The organism is Streptomyces sp. JH34 (genome assembly GCF_029428875.1).
Classification (GTDB): domain Bacteria; phylum Actinomycetota; class Actinomycetes; order Streptomycetales; family Streptomycetaceae; genus Streptomyces.
The window spans coordinates 155,825-180,767 of record NZ_JAJSOO010000001.1; the positions used below are offsets into that span (position 1 = coordinate 155,825).

Sequence of the window (24,943 nt, forward strand, 5' to 3'; positions counted from 1 at the left end):
CCTCAATATTGACAGCCGTCGATCCTGGTGGCAACGTCGACTGTATCGACAGATGTCGAAACAAGCAGTTGGGAGACCGCCATGTCCCGTGTCCAGCTCGCCCTGCACGTCGCCGACCTCGAGGCGTCGATCACCTTCTACTCCACGCTCTTCGGCACCGAGCCGGCCAAGCGCCGCGACGGCTATGCCAACTTCGCCATCACCGAGCCCCCGCTCAAGCTCGTCCTCATCGAGGGCGAAGCCGGCGAGGACACCCGCCTGGACCACCTCGGCGTGGAGGTCGCCTCCACCGAGCAGGTCCATGCCGCCACGACCCGGCTCAAGGACGCTGGGCTGACGACCCTCGAGGAGAACGACACCTCGTGCTGCTACGCCCTCCAGGACAAGGTGTGGGTCACCGGCCCCGGCAAGGAGCCGTGGGAGGTGTACGTCGTCAAGGCCGACGCCGACCAGCCGGGCAAGAGCGTCGTCGCCGGCGGTGACGCCTGCTGCGCCGGACAGGAGGAGAGCACCGAGCCCGTGCCGGCGGCTTCCGGCTGCGCCTGCGGCAGCTGAACGCCGCCGCTCCCCCTCCTTACGGCTCGTCCTCCCCGCCCTCGCCCCGATCTCATAGCACCCGCAGGGGCGCGATCCGCACCGCCGTCGCAGACCTCTGAGTCGGGTGCGCGCCGCCCGTGGGGCCCTCGCGAGGGTGACCGCATCCCCTGGAACCGAACGGTGACCTTCGCTGCTCGGCCGCTCGTCCTCGACGACGAGTCCTACAACGTTCAGGTGGTCGCGCGGAGTCAGTACGGCGTTGAAGTGCGACAGGGCAAGGCCCCTCCTGGGCCGTCCGGCCCAGGAGGGGCCCGCGGGTTGTGTTCAGAGTTCGAGCAGGGGCCCGAGGACGTGGGAGAAGTCTGCCGGCTCGGCGCTTGCGCCGAGGTGGTTGCCGGGCATGTCGATCAGAGGTACCCCCAGAAGCTCAGCAAGTGCCTGGGTCGCCCGGCGCGCCATCTGGTGATGGCTCAGCGAACCAGCGCACAGCGTCACCGAGACACGACGGATGGCCTCGATGTCAGGGACGTAGAAAACCGTGGGGCCGGCCATCCGCCCCAGGAAGTAGCGGTTCTTGTCGAGTTCCTCGCCCGGTAGCTCGGGTAGCGCCATATGGGCGGGAGGCATCTGATCCGGTCCTGTGTGGTGGGCAGCGCCGCTGAGGTCAAAGAACTCCTGCACTGCCCGCTGAGGATCAGCCTCCGCAGCTTTGAACGCTGCTGCGGCCCGGTCCGCCAGGTCTGCGTCATCCAGAAGAGACACGAGGGGCGGCTCATGCAAGACGGCCCGGCTGACCATCTCAGGACGCTGCTTGGCCAGCTCCAGCAGCGTCACGGCACCACCACTGGTGCCGACAAAAAGAGCGGGCTCTCCGGTGAACCTGTCGACAAGCGCAGCGAGGTCCGCGGCAAGGACCTCGGGCGTGGGCGCAGCCATCCCTGGGACCGCGCGGCTGGCACCGATACCACGCGGATCGTGGGTGACGACGGTAAACCGGCCCGCAAGCTCATGCGCCAGAGCTGCGAAACCGGCCCGCCCAGCCGGTGCGCCGACGAGGAACAGCAGTGGCCCCTCGCCCTGGACACCGAATGCAATCGTGCAGTCCGGCCGGTCGAGCAGGTCCACCGAACTCGTGATCCGATCAGTGAAGTCCGCGATCTTCCGAGTGATCACATCGAGCGCACGGTCCAGCTGCTCGCGCCTGTCGTGGACGCGACGGCGATGCGCCGTCAGCAACTCCACTCGGAGCCTCGCCGGATCAGCCACCTTGTCGTCGACGCCTGTGAACTGCGCGATATCGGCCAGCGGCATCCCGGTCTCACGGAGATGAACCAACATGCGGATCAGCTCGACGTCGGCCGTGGTGTATTGGCGACGCCCCGCAATGTCGCGCCGTGGAGACGGTACGACCCCCTGACGTTCGAAGTACCGCAACGTGTCGGGCGCCAGACCGGTCCAGGCCGAGACGTCCGCGATACCGAACAGCTCATCCTCACTCATGCCTCAAGCCTCGCCCCTGGACCGTGGTTCAGGTCAAGCGATCGTCAGCCGGCCGCGATTCGAGCGACCTGTCCGGTCAGTATGAGACGCCAGGATCTCAGGCGGGAAGGCTAGCGGGCGAGGGAGACGGCGAAGGGCTGAAACCCGTGTCGGCGCAGGATGTGGGGCACGACCAGGATCATGGCCTCGGTGGCGCCGGCTGTACGGATGTCACCGAGGTCCTCGATCCAGGCGGGCTGCCAGCCCAGGTCGCCGAGCAGGCCGGTGACGGTCTTCTTCGCGTTCTCGTCGTCGCCTGAGACGTAGACGGTCGGTGGGGTGGCCAGGGTTTCCGGCGCGGCCATGACCATGAAGAGCATGGTGTTGAGCGTCTTGACCACGTGTGTACCGGGGAGCGCGGCCTGGAGCTTCTCGGCGAGACTGCTGCCGGGGTAGCACAAGTCGCCGGGCAGACCGTCATCGCCGTCACGGGTGGCGTTGGAGACATCGATGAGGATCTTTCCGGAGAGCTCGGTGCGAAGGTCGGTGAGCCGGTCCAGGGAGCTGTCGCCGGGCGTCGCGTTGATCACGATGTCGGTGGTACCGGCGGTGGTGCGCTGGTCGGCGATGGTGATCCGCGGGGCGGGGTGGGCCGTGGTGTCTTCTGGGCTTCGGGCGCCCAGGGTGACATGGTGCCCGGCTGCGGCGAGCTTGTCGGCCAGGTTGGTCCCGACGCGGCCGGCGCCCAGGATACCGATGTTGGTCATGAGGTGATGCTCCTTGTGGGATCGGGTGGAAAGAGCGGGGCGTCCGGTCAGACGATGGGCGCCAAGACCTTGAGGGCGGCGGCGTGGACGCCAGGGGCGGCGGCCAGGAAGTCGCGGCTGCCCGTGTGCCAGGGGTCGCCCGCCAGATCGGTGACGGTGCCTCCGGCTTCGGAGACCAGCAGCGCGCCGGCGACCAGGCCGGAGCGGACGTCGGAGAACTGCCAGAACGCGTCCATCCGTCCGGCGGCGACATGGATGAGCTGCATCGTGGCGGGCACGGAAACACGCACGACCAGGCCGTTGACGAGCATGGCGGTGACGGAGTCGCCGATCCGCCGGAAGGTGCGGTGGTCCTCGCCAGGCTTGGCCTGACCGGTGCCGATGAGTGCGGCGCCCAGGTCGGTCTTGGCTGACACCTTCAGGGGTCGGTCGTTGAGGCGGGCACCGCCGCCGACGACCGCGGTGTAGGTATCGCCGGTCAATGGCAGGTGGACGACGGTGAGCACCGGCTGGTTGTCGCGGACCAGAGTGGCGGTGACGGCCCAGTCCTCCATGCCGTGGACGTGGTTGATGTTGCCCTCGGCGGGGTCGACGACCCACCACTCCCCGGGCGGAAGCGCACCACCGGCCAGTTCGTCCTCGGCCCACTGCGAGCCGTCCCGGGCCTGCAGCAGCGGTTCTCGGAGAGCGTCCAGTACGGCGTCGTCGTTGGCGTGGATCTCGTTGACGACCTCGTTCAGACTCACGCCGCGGGCGTGCGAGGTGGAGCGGTCGCGCAGCGTGAGACCGGCGGTCTTCACCGCGGCCGTCACATCGGACATGAGCGAGGCGTCGGTGGGAAAAGGCATGACTTGGCTCATGGTCGGGTCCCTGGGATAAGTGGAAGCGGAGGGATTCTCTCGCCCCGCCCTTCGAAAATAGGCCGCCCGACAATTGACGGCAAGTGCATGCTTTGCACTTGTAGAGTTACTTTCATGCAACTGGATCTGAACCTGCTCACGGCCCTGGATGCCCTTCTGGAGGAGGGCAGTGTCACTGGCGCCGCGACCCGCCTCCACGTCACCGCACCGGCGATGAGCCGCTCACTGGGCCGCATCCGCAAGGCAACCGGTGACCAGATCCTGGTCCGCACCGGCCGCAGCATGGTCCCCACCAGCCGCGCACTGGCCATGCGTGCTGAGGTCCATACGCTCGTGCAACAGGCCCACCACCTTCTGTCGGCGCAGGAGGAACTTGACCTGACAGCTCTGGACCGGGTGTTCACCGTGCGGTGGCACGACGCCCTGACCGCGGCCTGCGGCACCGCTCTGATCACCTCCGTCCACCAACAGGCGCCAGGCGTTCGACTGCGCCTCTCCGCCGAACCCGGCACAGACGACGCCGAGTTGCGCCGAGGGGAGGTTGACCTCGAATCCAGCTCCAGCGAGCCGGCACTCCCCGACATCCGCCACCGCCACATCGGTACGGACCGGCTGGTCGTCGCGGTCCGGCCAGGCCACCCGCTCACCGAGGGCGTGCCGAGCCCCGAGCGTTACGCGGCCACCGAACACCTCACCATTTCGCGTCGCGGAAGCCTGCACGACCCGATCGACGACGCACTGGCCGCGCACGGCCTCGAACGACGCGTCGTCGCCGCCGGGCCCACCGCCGCCTTCGCGCTGCAACTCGCCCGCGACACCGACCTGGTGGTCACCCTCCCCGACGCGGTCACCCGCTCGACCCGGGACCAACTCGGCCTGATCACAATGCCGTTGCCACTCCTGGTGCCCGAGGTCTCGTTGTACCTGCTGTGGCACCAGCGCTACGACGACGATCGCGCCCACCTCTGGCTACGTGACCTGGCCACCGAAACCGTCCAGGCGCTGTTTGCACCGACGGGCATCTGAAGATCACGGCATCCGACCCAGCCGAAGGCGCCGTCAAAAGGCGTAACACGGCCGTCCCGTCGCAACTGCGGATTGAGGGTGCAGGTCCCCGCGGGCCGAGGCGACGGCGCATCAGGAGATGCGCTGCGCGGTCAACGGACCTTGTGGGGCATGGCGATGAAGGTCAGTGCCAGGGTGGTCGTCGCTGCCTGCTGGCAGGCCGGGCTGCCGCACCAGGCACGTACCGGCTCGGCCGTGGGAACCGGCGGATCAGGACGCCGTCCCACGGTTCGCCCTCCAGGGTCTGGATCACGCCGTATCCGACGGCGCCGGACTGACCGGGTGGCCCGGGCGGGCCCGCCCGGGCCAGGGCCGTGCAGGCCTCCAGCCCGGCGGGGTCATCAGGCCACTCGCGCAGCATCACGACGTAGCGCTCACACGTCGGCCTTGCCGGTCGCGGCGATTTTGGTGACGAGTCCGATGAGCGCGTCGGCGGCCGGCCCGGAGGAGGCGGGGTTCTGCCCCGTGATCAACAGGCCGTCCCGCAGGACGTACGGCGCCCAGTCGTCACCCTTGGAGTAGTCGCCGCCGAGCCGGACGAGTTCGTCCTCGACCAGAAAGGGGACCACCTCGGTGAGCTGGACGCCCTCTTCCTCGCTGTTGGTGAACCCGGTGACCTTCTTGCCCTGCACCAGCGGCGTGCCGTCCGCGTTCACCGCGTGCCGCAGAACACCGGGGGCGTGGCAGACCAGAGCGAGCGGCTTGCCGGAGCGCAGAGTGGTCTCGATCAGGCGGACGGAGGTGACGTCCTCGGCCAGGTCCCACAGGGGGCCGTGACCGCCGGGGTAGAAGACGGTGTCGAAGTCGTCGGCGGCGACGGAGTCGAGGCGCACGGTGTGGGCGAGAGCGGCCATGGCCTCGGGATCCGCTTCGAAGCGGCGAGTCTCGTCGGTCTGGTTGGCCGGCTCATTGCTCTTGGGGTCCAGCGGGGGCCGGCCACCCTGCGGAGAGGCGAGCACGAGGCCGACGCCGGCGTCCCGGAAGCGGTAGTAGGGGGCGGCCAGCTCCTCCAGCCAGAAGCCGGTCTTCCTGCCGGTGTCGCCGAGCTCGTCGTGCGAGGTGAGGACGATGAGAACCTTCATGATTACTGCTCCTTCGAATGGTGAACCGGCCACTTCCACGAGTAGACCGGTCGTCTAGAGGTGGACATCAGACCGCCCGAACGCGCGGTGTGGTGGTGGCGCCGGGGGGCGGAAGGTACTACAGATGCAGGAGCCGGCGGGTGACCGTCATAGCGGTGGCCAGGGAGCCGGTGTCGCGGTGAATCTTGGCCATGACGCTTGCGCCGAGCCACAGGTCGTACAGGACTTGCGCGGTGGTACGGGCGTCATCATCAATCGCGAGCGAACCGTCTTCCAGACCGGCGGCGATCGCCCGCTCCAGGCGGTCGACGATGGCGGTGGTGCCCTCCTTCAGAGCGAGCCGCATCGACTCCGACAGGTCGGAGACCTCCGCGCCGAGCTTCACGGCCAGACACTTGCCCTGGCAGTCATCGACGCTCTGGGTCTCGCGCCAGCTCTGCCAGTAGTCCAGTAGCCGCTGCGCAGAGGTCGCGCCCGGCTCGCCGAGGATGCGGTCCATGTCCGCGAGGTAGTCGCTGAAGTACGACCGCATCATCGCCTCACCGAAGGCGTCCTTGGAGTCGAAGTAGTGGTAGAAGGACCCCTTCGGCACTCCGGCCCCGGAGAGGACCTCATTGATCCCGACCGCGGCGAACCCCTTGCGGGACATGATCCGCTGAGCCGTGTCGAGAATGCTGCGGCGAGTGTCGCCCTGAGTGACTGGCATGGACCTACCCTATCTCCAACTAGACCGGTCGTCTAGTCGTGGTCGGTGGTCGAGGACGTCCACGAGGATCTGGGCCCGGGTCTCGTTGAGCAGGTGCATCACATCGGGGACAGCCCTTTTGATCAGCGCTTGCAGGGCCGCCTCCTCGTCCCCGCCGGCTCGCTCGGCTTCTTCCTGGACGGCGCGGGCGATGAGGAGGGTGGTGCCGGCCCGCGCGCGGGCAGCGCTACGGGCGCGCCGCTCGGGGCGGGTGGGTACGGGCGCCGGGGTCGGTGAGGTGGGTGCGGGTTCGTCGTCATCGATCTTCCGCACGCGCACACGTTCAGCCACGTGGATTCTGGACGCCTGAGCCCCCTCCGGCGGACTTCGGATCTTTCGTCGAGGGCCTCACTTCCGCCGGCGACTTCGGCTGAAGCGCCACCGCGAGACATTCGGCCGACCTCGCGAACGGCAGGACAGTTTTCGCCAACGTCACGGCGAGGCGAACGCAGCCTGATGCGGCACTAGATCGTGGCCAGGAAGGTGCGGACTGCGGTGGCGAACGCGTCCGGGGCGGTGGTGGGAAGCATGTGGTCGCCGTCCAGTTCGGTCGATACGGTGCCGGGGCGACGCTCGACCATGGCGCGCACCTGCTCGGGCGGGATGATGCCCTTGGTGCCATGGATCAGCAGGGCGGTGCAGGTGCTGGCCGTCCAGTCGCTCCAGTGGTCGCCGTGCACCTGCTCCTCCGAGTCGTACATGTAGCCACGTCACGGCGGTACCCACAATTTCACTGCGGCGTAGTTGGGTAGAGGGCCGTCATCCGCCCTCCTCACCGGCGGCAATGACGTTCCCTGCCATGGTCGAAATCATGGGCCGGTGCTGCCTCGGGCTCTTCCAGGGCGTCGGAACCGGCTTTCTCCGGCCTCAGCCGGCCGAAGCCTCGGTGAGCCGGTCCGCGAAGACCTACGGGAGGCGGTCCAGTTCCTCAGCCGTGACGGTGACGAGACGCAGACCGTGATGGCGGGCAGGGAGCGGCACGGATGCCCGTCCGTGGCCGTGGTCGTCGTACCCGTCGAGGTGCGGAGCCCGTCCGCAGCCCGGGCGAACGCGCCATGACGATCCTCGAGTCCTGGCGGCTCTGCGGAAAGTCCGCTGCGGCACCACCCGGATCACCGCCGTCCTCCGAGCTGTCACCCTTGAAACTCTCCGGCTGATCAGGATGGACAAGGTCAGTCTGTCCGGATGGGTGCCACCCGCAGCTGTGAGACTCACTGCGCCTGGACGACCGCCCGGACGTTGTCGATGTTCCCGCAGTCCGCCTTCAGGTGCTTCTCCCTGTCCCGGAGGAAGACCGCGCCGAGCTCGGCGCGACGTGCGTCCGGTACGTTCGCCCGCGCTCCGTTGAGGATCGTGCGCTCCTCCTCGTCGATGTGGTGGGTGATGGCCGTCGCGAGCTCCTCGAGCTTCTCGTCCCACTCGTCGGAGTTGACCTCCTCCACCTCCATCAGAGCGAGGAGCGCCTTGTTGCCCTCGTGATGCTCTTCCTCGCCGTGCTCCACTTCCTCGTCGTCCACGTTCCGGAAGCGCTTCAGCGCGGGGTACACCTCGGCCTCCTCCGCCTCCGCGTGGGCGATCAGGAGCGCGGCGAAATCATGCAGGGCCGCCCTGCGGTCGTCCTCGACGCTCCGCATACGCCGCAGCAGCTCCTCCATGGTGCGATGGTCCTCGAGAATCACGGCCACCACGTCACGCGCTTCGGACACCACGAACTCCTCTCCTCGGCCAGTGCTCCGCTGGTACCCCGGAGAGGCGACGACAAGCAAGAACGGCCACCGCATCTCGCTGCTTCCACCGGTCACGCGTCACGGTCCTGACCGAGCGGTCGGTGCTGGACGAGTTGCGGTACGCGTCTGCCGGCACCGTGATGCGCGTCCCTGCTGAGGCTTAAGGAGCAACCTCATCGAGAGAACCCGTGATGCGCCGGTTCGGCCGCGCAGCGGAGGTCTTCGGCGCGCTCGGTGCGGGGGAGCGACCGTCCATTCAGCTTGAGGAAGCGTGAACTGGCGGGCTCCCCCTCGATCGGTCGATCCGGCACACCCCCACCCTGGGTGCGCCTGCTGTGACTCCGGCGTTCAGGATGCCGGTACGGCCTTCTGCTTCTCCAGGGCCGCGGCCTCTGCCGCCAGCCGGTGGCGGCGCGTGGCAGGGCCGAAGACGGCCAGCACGATGGCTCCGACGGTCCAGGTTCCGGCGATGAACATGAAGACCGCCTCGTAGCCGACGCCGTTGTAGATACCGGCGATCATCAGCGGGCCGGCCGCGTTCGACAGTCGTCCCAGGCCGTAGGCGATGCTCGTGCCGAGCGATCGGCCCCGGGTGTCGAAGAGTTCCGGTGAGTACGCGTAGGCCAGGGCGGTGTAGCCGCGCTCGAAGAGGTTGACCAGGAACCCGAAGACGACGATCAGCAGCGGGGTGAACGTGAGCCCGTACATCAAACCGGTGACGGCGATGACCAGCCCGAAGACCACCAGGGACCACTTGCGCTCGAACCGGTCGGTGACCATCGCCGCGAGGAAGGAGCCGAGCGGTGCGCCGACCGTCGTCAGGGCCACGTAGAAGATCGAGTCCTCCACGCTGACGCCCTCGGCGGCGAGCAGCGTCGGCGCCCAGCTGGAGTAGCCGAAGAAGCCGATGGTCTGGGTGATCCACAGGACCGACAGCAGGGCCGTGGGGAACAGGAACTTCTTTTCCTTGAGCATGCCCAGACCGGACCTGCCGGCCGGGCCCTGCGGCTGCGGTTCCTGTGCGGCGCTCAACTCACCGTGCTCGGCTGCCACGCCCGCCTCGATGCGCGTCAGGACGGCGTCGGCCTCCTCGTGGCGGCCGCGGGACTCGAGCCACTGCGGGGACTCCTCGAGTTTCCGCACGAAGAACAGGAACAGCACGCCGAGAGAGCCCCACAGGTAGACCAGACGCCAGGACCAGTCGGACAGCGGCACCACCGCGGAGGCGATGAGGTTGGTGACAGGGGTGCCGCAGATACCGATGACGATGGCGTACGCCTGGAACTTGCCGCGTTTGGCGCGCGGGTAGAGCTCGCTGATGTAGACGACGGCGACGACGGTCATCGCGGACAGTCCCGCCGAGGTCATCACGCGGAAGACACCCAGGGACCAGAGGTCCCAGGCGAAGACGCACGCGAAGGACCACGCGGTGAACCAGACCGTGCTCGTGACGAGCATGCGCAGGCGTCCCAGCCGGTCGGCCAGTCCGCCGGCGACGACGGCCCCGAAGAACATGCCGACGAAGGACAACGAGATCACATAGGCGATGTGGTTGACATCGGCGCCCCATTGTTCACGCACCACGGGGGCTGTGATGGCGAAGGTGTTGATGTCCGCGAACTCGAAGAAGTATGCGAACGCCACCGCGTAGAGGGCGGTCTTGTGGAACTTCGATATGGGCAACCGGTCGAGCCGGTTGGCCGCGTTGGTGGCGGGTGTGTGCTGCACTGCACGCTCCTGGGGGTGGGGACGCGGCACCGTTGCGGGGCCGGTGGTTCGCGGTCAGCCGGCCGCTTCCGGCCAGTACAGGTGCCGGGGGTTGTCGACCAGCAGGGCCTGCTGCCGGGCGGTGGTCGTGGCGACATGCGGGATGTGATCGACGAGCAGACCGTCGTCGGGCATGTGGTTCCTGAGGTTGGGGTGGGGCCAGTCGGTGCCCCACAGGGCCCGGTCGGTGAACTCGTCGACGACCTTGCGGGCGAACGGCACGACATCACGGTAGGAGTGGCGCTCGCCGTCCAGGGCGGGCGGTCCGGTGACGGTCAGGCGCTCGGGGCACGAGACCTTGACCCAGACGTCGTTGGTCTCGACGAAGCGCAGGAAACGGGCGAACTCGGGCCCGTCCGGGCTCCGTGTGACGTCGGGGCGGCCCATGTGGTCGATGACGAGCGGGACGGGCAGGGAGGCGAAGAACGTCTCCAGGTCGGCCAGGTCCGGAGCCTCGAAGTAGAGGACGACGTGCCACCCCAGCGGTGCGATCCTGCGGGCGACGGCCGCCAGTGCCTCGGTGGGCGCGGCGTCCACCAGGCGTCGGACGAAGTTGAATCGCACCCCTCGCACTCCGGCGTCGTGCAGGCGCCGCAGCTCCTCGTCGCTGACGTCGGGGCGCACGGTCGCCACCCCGCGGGCCCGGTCGCCGGCAGTATGCAGGGCGTCCACCAGGGCACTGTTGTCGGCACCGTGGCAGGTGGCCTGCACGATGACGTTGCGCGCGATGCCGAGGTGGTCGCGGAGGGCGAACAGGTCGTGTTTGGAAGCGTCGACGGGCGTGTACTTGCGTTCGGCCGCGAAGGGGAACTCGGCGGCGGGGCCGAACACGTGGCAGTGGGCGTCCACCGCCCCGGCCGGCAGCGTGAACGCGGGGGTGGTGGGGCCGCGGTACCAGTCGAGCCATCCCTGGGTGATGGCGAAGGCCTGGTCAGTCATCGGGAGTGCTCCTCGTGCCGTCAGTCGACGTAGGTCAGGCCGAGCTCGGCCAGGGGTCCGCGCATGGCGTACATGTCCAGCCCCAGTTCCCCCTCCCCGAACCGTTCCCGCTTGCCCTCCTCGGCGGCCTCGCGCCTTGCGGCCGCCTCGGCCACCGCGACGGCCTGGGAAGCGGGGACCACGACCACGCCGTCGGTGTCGGCGACGATCACGTCACCCGGGTTGACCAGCGCGTTGGCGACGATGACGGGAACGTTGACCGAACCGAGCGTGGCCTTGACGGTGCCCTTGGCGTTGATCGCGCGGGAGAAGACGGGGAAGTCCATCTGCCGCAGCTCGTCGATGTCGCGACAGCCGCCGTCGATGACCAGCCCTTCGGCCCCGCGGGCGCGGAGGGAGGTGGCGAGCAGCTCGCCGAAGAAGCCGTCCTCGCTCTCGGTCGTGCAGCCGGCGACGACCACGTCGCCCTCCCGGACCTGCTCGGCGGCCACATGCAGCATCCAGTTGTCGCCGGGCTGCAGCAGCACGGTGACAGCGGTGCCGCAGAGCTTCGCGCCCTCGTAGACGGGCCGGATGTAGGGACGCATCAGGCCGAGTCGGCCCATGGCCTCGTGGACCGTGGCGACCCCGAACCGGGACAGGGCTTGGACCGCCGCGCGGTCGGCGCGTTGTATGCCGCGGTGGACGACTCCGAGTTCGTGCATGGTGTGACTCCTTGCGTTGTCGTGGGCGATCGATGCGAGAGCGGGACCAGGCCGTGTGGGGACGAGGCCCGGGCTCAGCGGCCCTGGGAGGTCAAGCGGGCGTCCAGACGGGGGTAGACGCGCCTGGCGTTCCCTTCCTGGACCGCGGTCAGTTGTTCGTCGGACAGGCCCGCGTTCTCGACGTAGCGGCGGGTGTCGTCGAAGTGGTGGCCGGTGCGCGAGTCGATGCCGCGGACGGCCCCGATCATCTCGGAGGCGAAGAGGACGTTGCCGTGCGGGACGACGTCGAGCAGCAGGTTGATGCCTGGCTGGTGGTAGACGCAGGTGTCGAAGAAGACGTTGCGCAGGAGTGACTCCACCGCCTCCGGCTTGCCCAACGCCTGTGCCAGGCCCCGGAATCGGCCCCAGTGATAGGGCACGGCCCCGCCGCCGTGCGGGACGATCAGGCGCAGCTCGGGAAAGTCGGCGAACAGATCGCCGGTCAGCAGTTGCATGAACGCGGTGGTGTCGGCGTTGAGGTAGTGCGCCCCAGTGGTGTGGAAGGCCGCGTTGCAGCTGGTGGAGACGTGAACCATGGCCGGCACGTCCAGCTCGGCGAGCTTCTCCCACACCGGGTACCACGACCGGTCGGTCAACGGCGGTGCGGTCCAGTGGCCACCGGAGGGGTCCGGGTTGATGTTGACTGTGACGGCGCCCAGCTCCAGCACGGCGCGTTCGAGCTCGGGGACGACGGTGGCCGGATCGGTTCCCGGTGACTGCGGCAGCATCGCGCCGGGGGCGAATCGCCCGGGGTACAGCTCGGCGACGCGGTGGCACAGGTCGTTGCAGATGCGGGCCCAGGCGGAGGAGGTGGCGAAGTCGCCGATGTGGTGGGCCATGAACGAGGCGCGGGGGGAGAAGACGGTGACGTCGATGCCGCGCTCGTCCATGAGGCGCAGTTGGTTGGTCTCGATGGACTCGCGGATCTGGTCGTCGCTGATGGCGGGCCCTGCGCGGTCGGGTGCCCGTGCCGGGTCGGTGAGCGCGGCGATCTGGGCCTCACGCCACTCCCCCAGCGGGGCCGGCGCCGTCGTGTAGTGGCCGTGGACGTCGATGATCACGCGGTGTTCTCCTGAGTGGTGGGGGCGGGGTCCCAGAGGGAACGGGGTACGAGCAGGTCGCCGGCCATGATGAGGCGGGCGGTGCGCAGCAGCGCGGAGCGGGTGACCCGCTGGGGGACGTCCGGGGCGAGGCCGAGGGTGACGCTGAACTCTCCGGACGGGTGCTCGACGGAGACCGTGGGTTCCGTGCCGGACACATCGGCGGCGACGTCGCGGGCGACGCTGCCTTCGAGTACACAGGCGGTCGCGGCCGTGACGGCGGCGAGCACGCCGATGGACTGGTGGCAGACCCGTGGAATGAGGCTGCGCGTGGAGAGGGTGCCCCCGTGACGCGGCGGCGCCACCAGCGTCATCTTCGGGTAGTTCTTCTCCGTGACGTCGCCCAGGCCCATGGCTTCACCGCAGATCAGGCGCAGGCTCTCGACACGGGCCTTGAGCCTGTCGTCGGCGTCGATCTCTGACGGCGTCTCGTAACCGGTGGCGCCCAGGCGCTCGGCTGCCACGATCACCAGGGGCTGGCCGTTGTCGATCAGGGTGACGTCGACGGCGCCGACCCCGGGAACCTCGACGGTGTCGCGCGTACGCCCGGTGGGGAGCAGGGAGCCGGCGACGGAGCCGGCCGTGTCCAGGAAGCCGATCTCGACCGGAGCGGCGGTGCCGGGGACACCGTCGATACGCGCCTGGCCCCGGTAGTCGACGTGCCGCGCCCCGTCCGTGCCCAGTGGGGTGTCGACGGTGATCTCGGCGACCATGCCGGTGTTGCGGGTGCGCACCCGGGCGGTGGTGCGGTCGGCGTCGGGGACGACCATGCCGGTCTCGACGGCGAACGGCAGCACTGCGGCCAGCATGTTGCCGCAGTTGGAGGAGGTGTCGACCGTGTCCCCGCCGGGCTGCACCTGGACGAAGGTCCACTCCACGTCGAGGCCGGGTTCCGTGCCCGGTCCCACGACGCCGATCTTGCTGGTCAGCGGGTGCCCACCGCCGATGCCGTCGATCTGGCGCGGGTCGGGTGATCCCATCGCGGCCAGCAGTACGGCGTCACGGAGCCCGGTGTCCTCGGGCAGCAGTCGTGCGTCGAAGAACGGCCCACGCGACGTACCGCCTCGCATGAACAGGCACGGGATCGCGGTCTGGGAGCCATGACGGCGGGCTCCGCGGGGCCGGGCAACTGCTTCGGCAGGCATCGGCACTCCTTCGTCAACTGGGGATACGCAGAGGAAGTTAGGTCATCAACCAGATTGTTGACAAGATGTTTGAAGAAATTACAAAAGAAGTTCGCCGGGGGCGCGTCCGGAGTCCCCACGAGGCTCTAGGCTTCACCTGCACAGACCTGCCGACGAAAGAGGTCGAACGAGTTGACGGACAAGCTGACGGGCGCAGCCGGACGCCAGTACGTGACCGACGCCATCAGGCACTCCTTGCGCTCCGGGGACCTGGTACCCGGACAGCGACTCGTGGAGAACGACCTCGCCGAGTCCTACGGGACGACCCGCAGCGCCGTCCGCGAGGCCCTGCAGGACCTGGCCGCCGAGGAGATCGTCGAAATCATCCCCCGCCGCGGCGCCCGCATCCGGGCGGTCTCCGTCGACGAGGCCATACAGATCACCGAGTGCCGCTCCGCGCTGGAGCAACTGTGCGCCATGAAGGCCGCTACGCAGGCGAACGAGGTACAGCGTACGGAGCTGCGCCGGATAGGGACGGAGATGCGGCAGGCCGTCGCGGACGGGGCGGTGCACACCTACTCCGCCCTCAACCAGCGCCTGCACGAACTCGTGGTCGAGGCCAGCGGCCAGGAGGTCGCCAGGCGCCAGCTCGACCGGCTCAACGGGCCGATGGTGCGTTTCCAGTTCCGGCTGGCCCTGCGCCCCGGCCGTCCCGCCCAGTCACTGCAGCAGCACCTGGACATCATCGACGGGATCGTCAGCGGTGACGCCACGGCAGCGGCACGGGCTGCTGCCGCGCACTTGGACGACGTGATCGAACAACTGCGGTCGTCGGCCGCCACGTCATCCGCACCGGTACCGACCCGCACATGAACCGCCGACCGCGACGGGCGAGCCGACGAGGCACGCGGCCCACTGTTCGCGTGGTCATCACTTGAGTCGGTGGACGGATGCACTGCCGACGACCCCGGTGCGGCATCGGATGCGGGCGGAGGGTGAGCCGGTGCAGGCGCGAACTGCGGCTTCACGACACGCCCGCCTCGACCTCTCGCAGCGGGTCGGGGCATCGCGCTGAAGATGCTCGCCACGCAGCACACCGGCCACTCTTACGATCAGAAGCAAAGAAGCCGTGACAGTCGAAGACGATGGCCGACCGACCCGGGAGACCTGCATGATCGAGATCCACCACCCTGAACAGGTCGCCCGCGAGGAGGCGGGCTACCCGCACAGGGCCCTCCGCAGCACGATCCGGGGCCAGCGAGCCGTCCGGTGCGACACCGTCAGGGAGCACATCAAGGCGCTCCCCCGCTCGGGGCCGTCCCCATGGAGCGAAATCCAGGTCCCCATGATGCAGGACGGCGTCCGGCAGCGGATCCACCCCGGCATCGGCAGCGACGGCACCGCCGGCATGGAACAGGTCAGCCAGGCGTGGGCCAGGCCCCGCGCTTCAAGGAGCTGCGCATGACCGCCGCTTTGGTTGCCTTTGTCCGGGCTCGTTTCGACGAGGAACTGGAGAAGGCTCGCTTCGCCGGCAACGTGGTGGTCACGCAGCCTGAACGTTTCGGCGTCGAGCCCGAGGACGCCGCCAAGCACGCCCGCTTCACCGTCGCCGCCGCTGAAGCACGCCTCGCGTTGCTTGAGGACACCGTGGTGCCGTACCTGGGAACCGCGGGGCCGGGCGGCCGGAACGCCGAATTTCAGCTTCGGCTGCTTGCCGCGCCCTACGTCGAGCACCAGGACTATCCGCACGACGAGGAACCCGCCACTCAGCCCGGAACTCCTACATGACCGCCGAACTGCTTGCCTTCCTCCGAGCTCGTCTCGACGAGCAGGAGGCAGCCGCTGCTGCCGCCGGCGGCACGAGTGCGGACTGGAGAGCACTGGGAACGGGCATCTACTGCACGGCCTCTCTGGACGACGACGTCCCACCGCTGGTCACTACCGGCCCCGAAGTGGGCGGGTCCGACGAGGACGCCGCCCGCACCGAACACATCGCCCTGCACGACCCCGCGCAGGTGTTGCGCGAGGTCGAGGCGACACGAGGCCTGCTGAAGCAGTACACGACACCCGAGACCGATGACGGGCTCACGGACGCGCTCAACCAGTACAGGGCCATCCAACGCATGGCCGTCGACATGGCAGTGCGGCACCTCGCGCAGGCATACGCCGACCACCCGGACTACCAGCCCCAGTGGCACCCATAGCCACACGTGCCACGACCGCGCACCAGTGTCCCCCAAGGTCGTTCCCGTTCGTCGATCAGTGGTGGCGCCGGGCGCTCATCCCTGCGGTGTAGGAGGCGATCGTCAAGCCATGCCCGAACTCGACGACAAGCAACCCTCCGGCAGAGACGGTGCTCTCACCGCAGGTTGCCTCCTGCTTCTCGTACTGGTGGTGGATGCGGCGGCCGCCCTGTTGGTCGTCATCGCGCTCGCCGTCCGGGGGCTGGGCCGGATGGACGCCGGCACCGGACAGACAGCGACCGGCGTGCCGCCCATGGACTGGGCGCCAGTACTGGGCTTCGGCACTCTGGCCCTGGCGGCCGGCACAACAGCCGTCGTGCTGCTGCGATTCGCGCACCGAACCCTCGGGGCGGTACAGCTGACGCTCTGCGCCTTCCTGACCTTCCACACGCTCGAGATCTGGCTCTGATCCGTACCCCTTCAGCCTCGCGCTTTCATGAAGTGTGCTGTTCGTAGCGTGAGCATGAGAGATAGAGGTGGGGCTGACCTGCAACGACACGATCTCTGAGGACGCTACGACCGCAGAGTCGGGGAGCACTTCTCAGGTGAATCGCTGCCCAGGATCGCACATGCGTGTCCGCGTAAAGCGGCGGCTGTGGAGTGGGTACCCGGACCGGGTTGCACGTCGGTGGCGGCGGGCAGTCGCCGGACAGCATCGGGATACCCGTAACCCTTGCTACACCCTCCTGGCCCTCGCCTCCCTGGTCGCGCTACGCCAGAACCGCTGGAACGACATCAGCCTGCGCATGGGACATGGTGACCGCGACGGGTGGCCGTGGGACTCCTCCGACGGCCTTCCGACTGATCGTGGAGGATCGTTCTCAGCAGGGGGCGGCCGTGGTCGATCAGCGTGGACCCGCAGCGGACACGCCGCAGTGTCACCACGGCAGAGGCTGAGGAACTCGCCCCCGGAATCGGGAAGGGATAAGGGGCGCGGGCGCGGTCACTCGACGGGGGGCTGGCCACGGCGCACCGGACCGGCCCGCACGGTTCCGAATCGGGAGCACACCGCCTCAGCGCGTTCTGTGGCGAGCGGGGTGGCTTTTCAGCGCCGCACACAGTAGAACGGGCCCCATGTCTGAACAGTGGCCAGCTCACCGCCCGCCCCGGATGCCCGATGCGTCCAGGGGGTACGGGACGCCACGGGTTCGGAACATCAGCGTCGGCTACCGGAGATGGGCCGGCATCCTTCTCTGGTCCGCCATCATCGTCGGTAGCCTCATGGTGCTTGCTTTCGTGGCGAGCCTTGTCCTTCTTGTGCAGGCGGACAAGGACACCGCGAAGGCCTCACTCGGATATCTCGCCCTCTTTCTCTGGTTCGGAATCGCAGCCGCGGTCCCGGTCCTGCTGGCGGTCGCCATCCCTGGTGTCGTCATGACGAGGCGCGTGCGCCAGGAACGCAGCCGGTTCGGGCCAGCGGCAGGAGTCTGAGCGGGCAGATGCCGGGGGGTCCGCGTCACGGGGCCGACCAACGGCGACAGCGAGTCAGTCATGCTTCGACGGGCTGACGCGTCATCACCTTCCAGCTCATTTCGATCCGCAGTGAAATCACGGCGCCGTGCCGCCGCCCCACAGTCAGCCTGGTCAAGAACCTTCGCCCGCGCCGACAGCGCCGGGCGTCTTGCGCTCCTGGTACATCTCGTATCGGCATCCGGACGCTCACCCACAACCTGGCAGGCGTCGCGGTCCGGGCGGGAGCGTGAACAGCTCGCGCGCGACCAGCTCGTCCTCATCGACCGCGCCCTGTGACGCCCGTCCTCCCCTCACAAGGCTGGCCGGCGCTCGCGCGCACCGAAACCGCAGGAACGTCGGTCAACGGTTCTGCCGCCCGCACCCGACAGGCTCGGTTGCCATGGGGCGGGGAACCTGGCCAACACCACTTCTGGACAGCCGAAGTGTTCAACGCTTGCCGGTGGTACCGGCGGCGTGCATGTCGGATCGGACCGTGCGTCTCGGGAGTGGCTCCTTCTCCGGCCAGGCTGCGTGGCCTGAACCGGCCCTGGTCTGCGCTCCGTTGCCCGGAAGCCCTGATGGGACTGGGAGAATGATCAACTGTGCTTCGCCATGACCGGGACGACGGATGTCGCGGCTGTCCGGAGACAAGAGGACAAGGGGAGGGCGAAGGGGATGAGAGACAGATTGCGAACTCGGTTCAGGTACTGGTTCGACGGCACCATGGACCGGGGGACGCCGGCCCTGATCAGTTGGTTGGCCCTCTCGTCGGTCGTACTCATCGTGCTGGCCTCGACCCTGGTCGTCCTGTTCACGGATACCGACGCGGAGGGCAACGGCGGCTGGCTGGGTGTCGCGTGGATGAGCCTCTTGCGGACCCTCGATCCGGGCACCATGGGCGGGGACACCGGCGGCCCGATGTTCCTCGGCCTGATGCTGGCGGTGACGCTCGGCGGCATCTTCATCGTCAGCGCGCTCATCGGTGTCCTGACCACCGGCCTGAACCAGAAGCTCCAGGAGCTGCGCAAGGGCCGGTCACAGCTCATCGAGCACGGACACACCATCGTTCTCGGCTGGTCGGACCAGGTCTTCACGGTGGTCGCCGAGCTCGTCGAGGCGAACCAGAGCGAACGCCGCTCATGCGTGGTGGTCCTCGCGGACCGGGACAAGATCTCCATGGAGGACGCGATCCGCGCCCGCATCCCCGACAGCGGGAGCACACGCGTGATCTGCCGCTCCGGTAATCCACTCGTGCGGGCGGACCTGGAACTCGTCAGCCCGGACACCGCCAAGTCGATCATGGTGCTGCCGCCCGAGGGCGTCGACCGTGACATCGACGTCATCAAGGCCCTCCTCCTTCTGCACAGCCGGCGCTGGACCGGGAGCCGTCCACAGGTCGTGGCCGCGGTCCACGACTCCGAGAACCTGGCAGCCGCCCAACTGGCCGCCGGCGGGGAGGCGCTGGTGATCGACGCCGAGGACATCGCGGTCCGCCTCATCGCGCAGGCGCACCGGCAGACGGGCCTCTCGGCGGTCTTCAACGAACTGCTGAGTTTCGTCGGCAACGAGTTCTACTTCCACGAGGAGCCCGCCCTGGTGGGTTCGGCGTACGGGCTCGCACTGAACGCCTTCGATCTCGGCATCCCGGTCGGGCTGCGTGTCCGCGCGGGTGACGTGCTGGTCAATCCGCCGATGGAAACCGTCATCGGTCCCGGCGACCAGATACTCGTCGTCGCCGAGGACGATCTGCTCATCCGGCTCTGTGAGGCCCGCCCGGCGATCGCCGAGTCGGCGATCACATCGGCTCCGGCCCAGTCGCCCACGCTCGACCGAACCATTCTGATCGGCGAGAACTCCCGTACCGCGAAGCTGGTGACGCTGCTGGACAGCTTCGTTCAACCCGGTTCGACGCTCGACATCGCAGCGCCGCGACAGCCGGAGGCAATCCCGAGCGACGCGCTCGTCAACCTCACAGTGGGGTTCAAGGTCTGCGAGCCGACCCGGCGATCCTCTCTGGAGGCCCTGGATCTGGGTGGCTACCAGCACATCGTCGTGCTCTCGGATGACACCGTCGCCCCCGGACCCGCGGACGACCGGACCTTGGTGACCCTGCTCCACCTGCGGGACATCGAGGAGTCGCTCGGTGACCCGTATTCGATCGTCACGGAGATGAACGACGACGGCAACCGCGAGGTCGCCCAGGTCACCAAGGCCGACGACTTCATCGTGAGCACCAAGGTGATCAGCTTGCTGCTCACCCAGCTCACCGAGAACCGCCACCTGCACGCCGTGTTCACCGATCTGTTCAATCCGGAAGGCTCGGAGATCTATCTCAAGCCGGCGTCCAACTACGTGATTCCTGGAGCCGAGGCGAATTTCGCCACGGTGATCGAAGCCGCACGGCGACGGGGGGAGACCGCCTTGGGCTATCGGCTCGCCGAGCACGATGAGGAGCCTCCCACCTACGGCATCTTCCTCAATCCGTCCAGATCGGCCCCGCTCGTATTCGGCTCGAAGGACGCGGTCGTCGTCTTCGCCGAGGGGGAGACCGCCGCGGTCAGCGGCGACGGGCGTAGCCGGTAGCGGTGGACACTGCACAGGCTGCCCGAGTTCCCTCTGTTCGGCTCGGAAAACAATTAGTTTCGCGGACATACGACGGATGACGTGGGGCACCAGGCTGTCAGCGGTCGCTGAGGAAAAGGGCAGCCCGCCCGGAGGCCAGAGCGACCCGGTGCGGGCGCCACGTTGAATACATCATTTCTTTCCGCGTATATGAAGGAGTTCGTCATGAGCGAGAACCTGTGGGGATACCAGCCGAGCGTCGGCCACACCGCCGGCACCGACCTGATCGGCTACAAGGTAGAGGCGACGGACGGCAGCATCGGCAAGGTCGACAAGCACTCGGACGACGTCACCTCCTCGTACCTGGTGGTCGACACCGGCGTATGGATCTTCGGCAAGCACGTTCTGCTTCCGGCGGGCACCGTGACCCGGATCGACAGCGATGACAGGAAGGTCTACGTCGACCTCACGAAGGACCAGATCAAGGATTCTCCTGAGTTCGACAAGGAGAAGCACATCGGCGACGCGGACTTCCACCGAACGACCGGCGAATACTACGGCCGCCACCGCCGTGTCTGATCCGGCGCCGTAGGAACTGCGGGCGGGGCGGGACGTCTGTTACGTCCCGCCCCGCCCGCAGTTCCTGCGGAAGGCCGTGTCCGCAGCCGACGTCGTGCGTCGTTCGCTTGTTGCATGATGGGGTCGTTCGGCGGTGACAGGGTCGTCGAACGGTTGTGGCGCCGACAGCTCGTTCCTTCGGTCGGCCCTCCCATGCAACGCGTGGTGAGAACAAGCTCGGGCGGGTGGACGGACGCCGGGATGGAAGAGGTGGAGATCGTTGACCGTCGCTGACGAGGTCGCGCCGATCCGTCCGGGTGAGGTTCTCGTGGAGGATTTCGCCCGGGGGCTCGACACCACTCCGATCCATCCCGCGGCAGAGGCTGGGGCCTCGTGAACGGGGTCGATGAGGAGAGTAATTGGATCTCGGACGGGCTTGCGGTCATGCGTGCGCTTGAACGCCTTCTCGGTCACAGGAATTCCGAAAGGACTCCCCAGTGGACAGATCTCGGATTCCCCGTGATCGACCGGGGAAAATCCGCCATCTTCCCGCTCGCGGTGGCCCGCGCACACGAGGACAGCGATTCCCGAAGGGCCGCGGGCCTGTCGGACATGAGTCGCGGTCTGCAGCGTAGCTGCGTCCATTTCTTCGGAGGCGACGATGTCCATGCGGAAATGGAACTCGACGCAGAGGACGGATACGGCCGGAAGCTAGCCGACGCCGGAGCCGTCGTCACCGGACCGCCTTGGGAGTGCTTGTGGAGTATCCAGCGCTTTGCCGTGGTGCTCGCACACGCGGTCGACCGGCAGAACGCGTCGGAGACCCTGGCCCTCCACGTCGTGCCGATGGACTGGGTCCGGTACCGCCCTCTCAACTCGGGCACGAAACGCGAAGCATCACGTCATCGAAGGGTCGTCAGGGAACGGGACGCCGCCGATGTGCTCTGGGCGTGGCCGCTCTCGCTTCCGGACGAATGAGATGTCCTGCATGCGGTTCCCGGCCTTCGTCCGATGCGGCGCGGGTGTTGACGGCGCCCGCTCCGCTGTCCCTGAGCAGGACACTCGCGGTCGGAGTGACTACCCGTACCGAGAGAATGGAGGAAGGCCGGGTGGGGGCCGGACCACGCGACGGGCTGGGCGGAGCGTGCTCAGTCGACGCAGAACTCGTCGCCCTCGATGTCCGGCATCGGGATGCAGGCGTCGGTGCCGTCGTACAGCGTTCGCACGTGTACCGCGCCGAGCCGCACCAGCCGCGCACATTCGGCCTCGAGTGCGGCGAGGCGCGCTTCACCCACGAGGCCGGGACCGACCCGTACAGCAAGATGCACCCGGTTCCTGACGGCTTTCTCCTCGGGGACGCGCTGGAAGTACCGTCGCGGGCCCTCTTCTGACGGATCGACGCAGGCGAACCAGGAATACCGCTGCTCAGATGGCTGCGAACGATGGAAATCGTCCCAGGTGGCAAACCCCTCCGGGGGCGGCGGTACGACATATCCCAGCGCCTCGCACCAGAAAAGTTGACGCCTGCCTTGCAGCCGAGGCCACCGCTCGTGTCGCTGTCGCTTCGAAGCCCCGCTCCGGAAGGAGTTCCGCCCCGCATCCCGCGACCGCGCACGCCCGTCAGGTCACCCTCTTGCACCGTCCTCATGCTTCGCACGCGTATCCACCGGCAGCGTGCGGGAAGCCAACTCGTCCGAGCGGGAGCCGAGTCAAGAGCCCGGGTGGCAACGGGGCTGATGCTGTGCCTGCCGCTGCCCGCGCGGGCAGCGGAAGACCGTCATGTGGCCGACGCGACGGCTCCGTGCGCGAAGTGTTTCACAGGGCCGAGATCGCGAGGCGTTTCATGGGGCGAGATAGGGGTCGGCCGCCATCCGCCGGTAGGCGGCGAGGGTCGCGGGCGACGAGTTGATCTGCCAGTGACGCTCTTTGTCGACGTCGAACCATACGAGAGCCTTGATCAGCGGGAATTCGTCCTTCAGGCCCGGGACGATGCCTTCGATCCACTCGGCTTTGCTTCCTCCGGTCTCATCGGATCCCGTCTCGCCGATGATGATCGGCTTGCCTATGTCTGCGAGTTCGCCGTAGATGTCCCTGAAGAGCTCGGTGAAGCTCTGCCATGCGAAGTCAGGTTCGGACGTCCCCCAGTTGTATCCGTCGACGCCCGTCCAGTCCACGTACCGGTCCCCGGGGTAGTACGACATGGCCTCAGGAGCGTCGGCGCTGTCCGTGACGTTCGGTGCCCAGACCCAGACGACGTTCGAGGCGCCACGGTCGTCGAAGACGTCGTGAACGTGACGGTAGGCGGCGACATACCGTTCGGGGTCGTGGCCGCCCCAGCCTTCTTCCTCGTTCATCTCTGCGGCGAAGTCGAGGAAGAACGGTTCGCCCAGTTCTTTCGCTCCGTCAGCCTGCTTCTCGATGGTCGCGTCCAGCGATCCGTCGATGATGTCGTCGAAGTCGACGTCGAACGGTTCCCAGTTCACCAAGGGGATGCGGTTGCTGCTGAGGTCGTCCAGGGTCGCTTCGGAGGCAGACCAGTCGTCTTCCCAGCCGTAGTAGTTGAGGTGGATTGCCGGCGTAGTCCCGATACGGGCGTCGGTCTCGTCCACGGTGCCGTCACCGTAGTAGTGGCCCAGCAGAGCGCCCTTCGACGGTTCGAGCGGGGCGGTGGCTGACGAGGACGCGGGGGCCTTCTCCCCCGCCGTGGAGCATGACGTCGCGATCAGCGTTGTCGCTGTGACCAGGGCCGCGCTTGCCAGGCAGGCACCGAGACGACGGGCGACCGGCTTCGGCGGCGGGGCGATCCCGTCCGTGGTTCGCCCGTCCGTCTCCCGGTCATGTCGGTGCCGCTGGGGCCGGTCTGACGGGGTGCCGCTACCTGTCATGCTGTCGCTCCTCTGCCGCGAAGCCGGCGTTCTCTCAGCTTCGGGCCCTCACGAATTGACTGTCCGGGTTCGGATCACATAACCGGAGAACGCTTCTGACCTGCACGGACGGGACTTTCGAGGGTCATGTCAGCCGCAAGGAGAAAGGCACTCCCCAGCTGAGGAAGCGTAGCGGGCGGCACGCCTCCGTCGGTATCGAGGGCGGCCGCCGACCGTACGGCTGACGGTGCAGCCGTACGGAGAGCTGTGTGACCGCGAGGCGAGTGGGTCAGACCTCTCGGAGGCCGTGAGTGCCGTACTCCCAGAGCCGGTTCGCCGCCTCCGGGTCGAGTGCGTGGGCACCCACGCCGCCAGGTCGGCCGTCGTCGCCGTACACCGTCCGGGCCTCCTGGTTGTCCTCGAAGTAGCGGCCGGTGACGCCCTTCAACAGCGGTGAGGCCGCCAACAGGACCGAGGTCGCGGCGCCCTGCTCGGGAGTCTTGTAGTGAGGCAGCGGTTTCAGGTTGCCCTCGTCGTCCATCACACCGAACGCACGCATGGTGTCGTCGTCGAGGTGCCGCTGGAGGCCCGTGAGGATGTAGCCGGGGTTGAGCGCGTTGACCGTGATGCCGTCGGCCGTCCAGCGGCGGGCACCGACCGTGAACAGCATTCCGGCGGTCTTGGACTGGCCGTAGGCCGCCCAGGGGTCGTAGGGCCTGCTCTCGAAGTGGGGGTCCTCGAAGTCGAAGGGCACGTCCCGGTGGGCGCCGGAGCTGACGACCACCACCCGGGCGGAGCCTGCATCCCGCATGGCGGTGTGCAGGGCGGTGGCCAGCGCGAAGTGGCCGAGGTAGTTGGTGGCGAGCTGGGCCTCCCAGCCGCCCGCGGTGAGGGTGCGCGCGGGAAGGGCCATGATCCCGGCGTTCGCGACGAGGATGTCGAGCGGCCCGCGCCAGGCCCGGGCGAAAGCGGTGGCCGAGGCCGCGTCCGACAGGTCGAGGGCCGCCGCGTGCACCCGGCCCGCACCGTCGACCGAGGCCAGCTCGCTGATCAGCGGTTCGGCGGTCTCCGGGCGGCGTGTGGCGACAGTGACCTCCGCGCCTGCGGCGGCCAGGGCACGGACGGTCCTGGCACCGATGCCCGAGGCGCCTCCGGTGACCACGGCACGGCTGCCGGTGAGGTCAAGGCCTTCGATCACCTCGTGTGCCGAGGCGTGCGAGCCGAAGGGAGTCGTGAGGAGGGCGGGGCCGTGGTGCGCGGAGCTGCCGGAGCGTGAACGGTTCGTTGTCATGGCTCCAGGCTAGGACGGATGAACTGGACGTACCATGA

The 24,943-nt window shown here is 68.1% G+C and carries 27 protein-coding genes; 11 read left to right on the forward strand and 16 right to left on the reverse strand.

Features of this window, described 5'->3' with window-relative positions:
- Positions 1-81: 81 nt before the first annotated feature.
- Positions 82-555 (forward strand): ArsI/CadI family heavy metal resistance metalloenzyme, encoded by a 474-nt coding sequence (locus tag LWJ43_RS00805; protein WP_277330312.1) that lies wholly within the window; start codon positions 82-84, stop codon positions 553-555.
- A 306-nt stretch (positions 556-861) separates the two neighbouring features.
- Here the strand turns inward: LWJ43_RS00805 and LWJ43_RS00810 are convergent, their stop codons facing one another.
- The 3 genes from LWJ43_RS00810 to LWJ43_RS00820 form a co-directional block, all read right to left on the reverse strand.
- Positions 862-2,037 (reverse strand): alpha/beta fold hydrolase, encoded by a 1,176-nt coding sequence (locus tag LWJ43_RS00810; protein ID WP_277330313.1) that lies wholly within the window; start codon positions 2,035-2,037, stop codon positions 862-864.
- 110 nt (positions 2,038-2,147) lie between these two features.
- The gene (locus LWJ43_RS00815; protein WP_277330314.1) at positions 2,148-2,783 is read right to left on the reverse strand and encodes an NADPH-dependent F420 reductase; all 636 of its coding nucleotides are present in this window, start codon (positions 2,781-2,783) and stop codon (positions 2,148-2,150) included.
- Between the two features lie 47 nt (positions 2,784-2,830).
- The gene (locus tag LWJ43_RS00820) at positions 2,831-3,643 is read right to left on the reverse strand and encodes an inositol monophosphatase family protein (RefSeq protein WP_462100856.1); all 813 of its coding nucleotides are present in this window, start codon (positions 3,641-3,643) and stop codon (positions 2,831-2,833) included.
- Positions 3,644-3,757: 114 nt separating this feature from the next.
- Between LWJ43_RS00820 and LWJ43_RS00825 the strand changes: the two genes are divergently transcribed.
- On the forward strand, positions 3,758-4,669 hold the full coding sequence (locus LWJ43_RS00825) for a LysR family transcriptional regulator (protein WP_277330316.1): 912 nt from the start codon (positions 3,758-3,760) through the stop codon (positions 4,667-4,669).
- Between the two features lie 413 nt (positions 4,670-5,082).
- Here the strand turns inward: LWJ43_RS00825 and LWJ43_RS00830 are convergent, their stop codons facing one another.
- From LWJ43_RS00830 to LWJ43_RS00875, 10 genes are all read right to left on the reverse strand, one after another.
- Positions 5,083-5,790 carry a type 1 glutamine amidotransferase domain-containing protein gene (locus LWJ43_RS00830; RefSeq protein ID WP_277330317.1) on the reverse strand — a complete coding sequence of 236 codons (708 nt, stop codon included), beginning with the start codon at positions 5,788-5,790 and terminating at the stop codon, positions 5,083-5,085.
- A gap of 118 nt (positions 5,791-5,908) precedes the next feature.
- Complete coding sequence (locus LWJ43_RS00835; RefSeq protein ID WP_277330318.1) at positions 5,909-6,496, reverse strand: TetR/AcrR family transcriptional regulator; 588 nt, start codon at positions 6,494-6,496, stop codon at positions 5,909-5,911.
- Between the two features lie 9 nt (positions 6,497-6,505).
- Positions 6,506-6,808: a hypothetical protein gene (locus tag LWJ43_RS00840; protein WP_462100857.1), complete on the reverse strand. Its 303-nt coding sequence runs from the start codon at positions 6,806-6,808 to the stop codon at positions 6,506-6,508.
- A gap of 191 nt (positions 6,809-6,999) precedes the next feature.
- Positions 7,000-7,236, reverse strand: coding sequence for an alpha/beta fold hydrolase (locus LWJ43_RS00845; protein WP_277330319.1), 237 nt, complete (start codon positions 7,234-7,236; stop codon positions 7,000-7,002).
- A gap of 510 nt (positions 7,237-7,746) precedes the next feature.
- A complete protein-coding gene (locus LWJ43_RS00850; protein WP_277330320.1) occupies positions 7,747-8,241 on the reverse strand; it encodes a hemerythrin domain-containing protein in 495 nt (164 codons plus the stop codon).
- Between the two features lie 369 nt (positions 8,242-8,610).
- Positions 8,611-9,990, reverse strand: a complete 1,380-nt coding sequence (locus LWJ43_RS00855) for an MFS transporter (protein ID WP_277330321.1) — start codon at positions 9,988-9,990, stop codon at positions 8,611-8,613.
- A gap of 54 nt (positions 9,991-10,044) precedes the next feature.
- Positions 10,045-10,968 (reverse strand): amidohydrolase family protein, encoded by a 924-nt coding sequence (locus LWJ43_RS00860; RefSeq protein ID WP_277330322.1) that lies wholly within the window; start codon positions 10,966-10,968, stop codon positions 10,045-10,047.
- 20 nt (positions 10,969-10,988) lie between these two features.
- The gene (ligK, locus tag LWJ43_RS00865) at positions 10,989-11,672 is read right to left on the reverse strand and encodes a 4-carboxy-4-hydroxy-2-oxoadipate aldolase/oxaloacetate decarboxylase (protein WP_277330323.1); all 684 of its coding nucleotides are present in this window, start codon (positions 11,670-11,672) and stop codon (positions 10,989-10,991) included.
- A gap of 74 nt (positions 11,673-11,746) precedes the next feature.
- The gene (locus LWJ43_RS00870; RefSeq protein ID WP_277330324.1) at positions 11,747-12,772 is read right to left on the reverse strand and encodes an amidohydrolase family protein; all 1,026 of its coding nucleotides are present in this window, start codon (positions 12,770-12,772) and stop codon (positions 11,747-11,749) included.
- A complete protein-coding gene (locus LWJ43_RS00875; RefSeq protein WP_277330325.1) occupies positions 12,769-13,956 on the reverse strand; it encodes a 4-oxalomesaconate tautomerase in 1,188 nt (395 codons plus the stop codon). The genes LWJ43_RS00870 and LWJ43_RS00875 overlap by 4 nt, the downstream gene beginning before the upstream one ends.
- 171 nt (positions 13,957-14,127) lie before the next feature.
- On the opposite strand from LWJ43_RS00875, the gene LWJ43_RS00880 reads away from it, so the two are divergent.
- The 9 genes from LWJ43_RS00880 to LWJ43_RS00920 all read left to right on the forward strand — a co-directional run bounded on the left by LWJ43_RS00880 (position 14,128) and on the right by LWJ43_RS00920 (position 21,728).
- Complete coding sequence (locus tag LWJ43_RS00880) at positions 14,128-14,808, forward strand: GntR family transcriptional regulator (RefSeq protein WP_277330326.1); 681 nt, start codon at positions 14,128-14,130, stop codon at positions 14,806-14,808.
- A 298-nt stretch (positions 14,809-15,106) separates the two neighbouring features.
- Positions 15,107-15,400: a hypothetical protein gene (locus LWJ43_RS00885; protein ID WP_277330327.1), complete on the forward strand. Its 294-nt coding sequence runs from the start codon at positions 15,107-15,109 to the stop codon at positions 15,398-15,400.
- Positions 15,397-15,723 (forward strand): DUF6221 family protein, encoded by a 327-nt coding sequence (locus LWJ43_RS00890; protein ID WP_277330328.1) that lies wholly within the window; start codon positions 15,397-15,399, stop codon positions 15,721-15,723. Before LWJ43_RS00885 ends, LWJ43_RS00890 begins: the two co-directional genes overlap by 4 nt.
- The gene (locus LWJ43_RS00895; protein WP_277330329.1) at positions 15,720-16,139 is read left to right on the forward strand and encodes a DUF6221 family protein; all 420 of its coding nucleotides are present in this window, start codon (positions 15,720-15,722) and stop codon (positions 16,137-16,139) included. Before LWJ43_RS00890 ends, LWJ43_RS00895 begins: the two co-directional genes overlap by 4 nt.
- Before the next feature lie 109 nt (positions 16,140-16,248).
- Positions 16,249-16,587: an inner-membrane translocator gene (locus LWJ43_RS00900; protein WP_277330330.1), complete on the forward strand. Its 339-nt coding sequence runs from the start codon at positions 16,249-16,251 to the stop codon at positions 16,585-16,587.
- Between the two features lie 665 nt (positions 16,588-17,252).
- Entirely contained in the window at positions 17,253-17,609 is a 357-nt protein-coding gene (locus LWJ43_RS00905) for a hypothetical protein (protein WP_277330331.1), read from the forward strand.
- A gap of 708 nt (positions 17,610-18,317) precedes the next feature.
- The gene (locus tag LWJ43_RS00910; protein ID WP_277330332.1) at positions 18,318-20,213 is read left to right on the forward strand and encodes a CASTOR/POLLUX-related putative ion channel; all 1,896 of its coding nucleotides are present in this window, start codon (positions 18,318-18,320) and stop codon (positions 20,211-20,213) included.
- A 204-nt stretch (positions 20,214-20,417) separates the two neighbouring features.
- Complete coding sequence (locus LWJ43_RS00915) at positions 20,418-20,771, forward strand: PRC-barrel domain-containing protein (RefSeq protein ID WP_277330333.1); 354 nt, start codon at positions 20,418-20,420, stop codon at positions 20,769-20,771.
- A gap of 372 nt (positions 20,772-21,143) precedes the next feature.
- On the forward strand, positions 21,144-21,728 hold the full coding sequence (locus LWJ43_RS00920) for a hypothetical protein (protein WP_277330334.1): 585 nt from the start codon (positions 21,144-21,146) through the stop codon (positions 21,726-21,728).
- Positions 21,729-21,898: 170 nt separating this feature from the next.
- Here LWJ43_RS00920 and LWJ43_RS00925 read toward each other — a convergent pair whose 3' ends face one another.
- From LWJ43_RS00925 to LWJ43_RS00935, 3 genes are all read right to left on the reverse strand, one after another.
- Positions 21,899-22,285, reverse strand: coding sequence for a VOC family protein (locus LWJ43_RS00925; protein ID WP_277335773.1), 387 nt, complete (start codon positions 22,283-22,285; stop codon positions 21,899-21,901).
- Positions 22,286-22,591: 306 nt separating this feature from the next.
- A complete protein-coding gene (locus LWJ43_RS00930) occupies positions 22,592-23,635 on the reverse strand; it encodes a glycoside hydrolase family 26 protein (RefSeq protein WP_277330335.1) in 1,044 nt (347 codons plus the stop codon).
- Between the two features lie 268 nt (positions 23,636-23,903).
- Positions 23,904-24,905 (reverse strand): SDR family NAD(P)-dependent oxidoreductase, encoded by a 1,002-nt coding sequence (locus LWJ43_RS00935; protein WP_277330336.1) that lies wholly within the window; start codon positions 24,903-24,905, stop codon positions 23,904-23,906.
- Positions 24,906-24,943 lie beyond the last annotated feature (38 nt).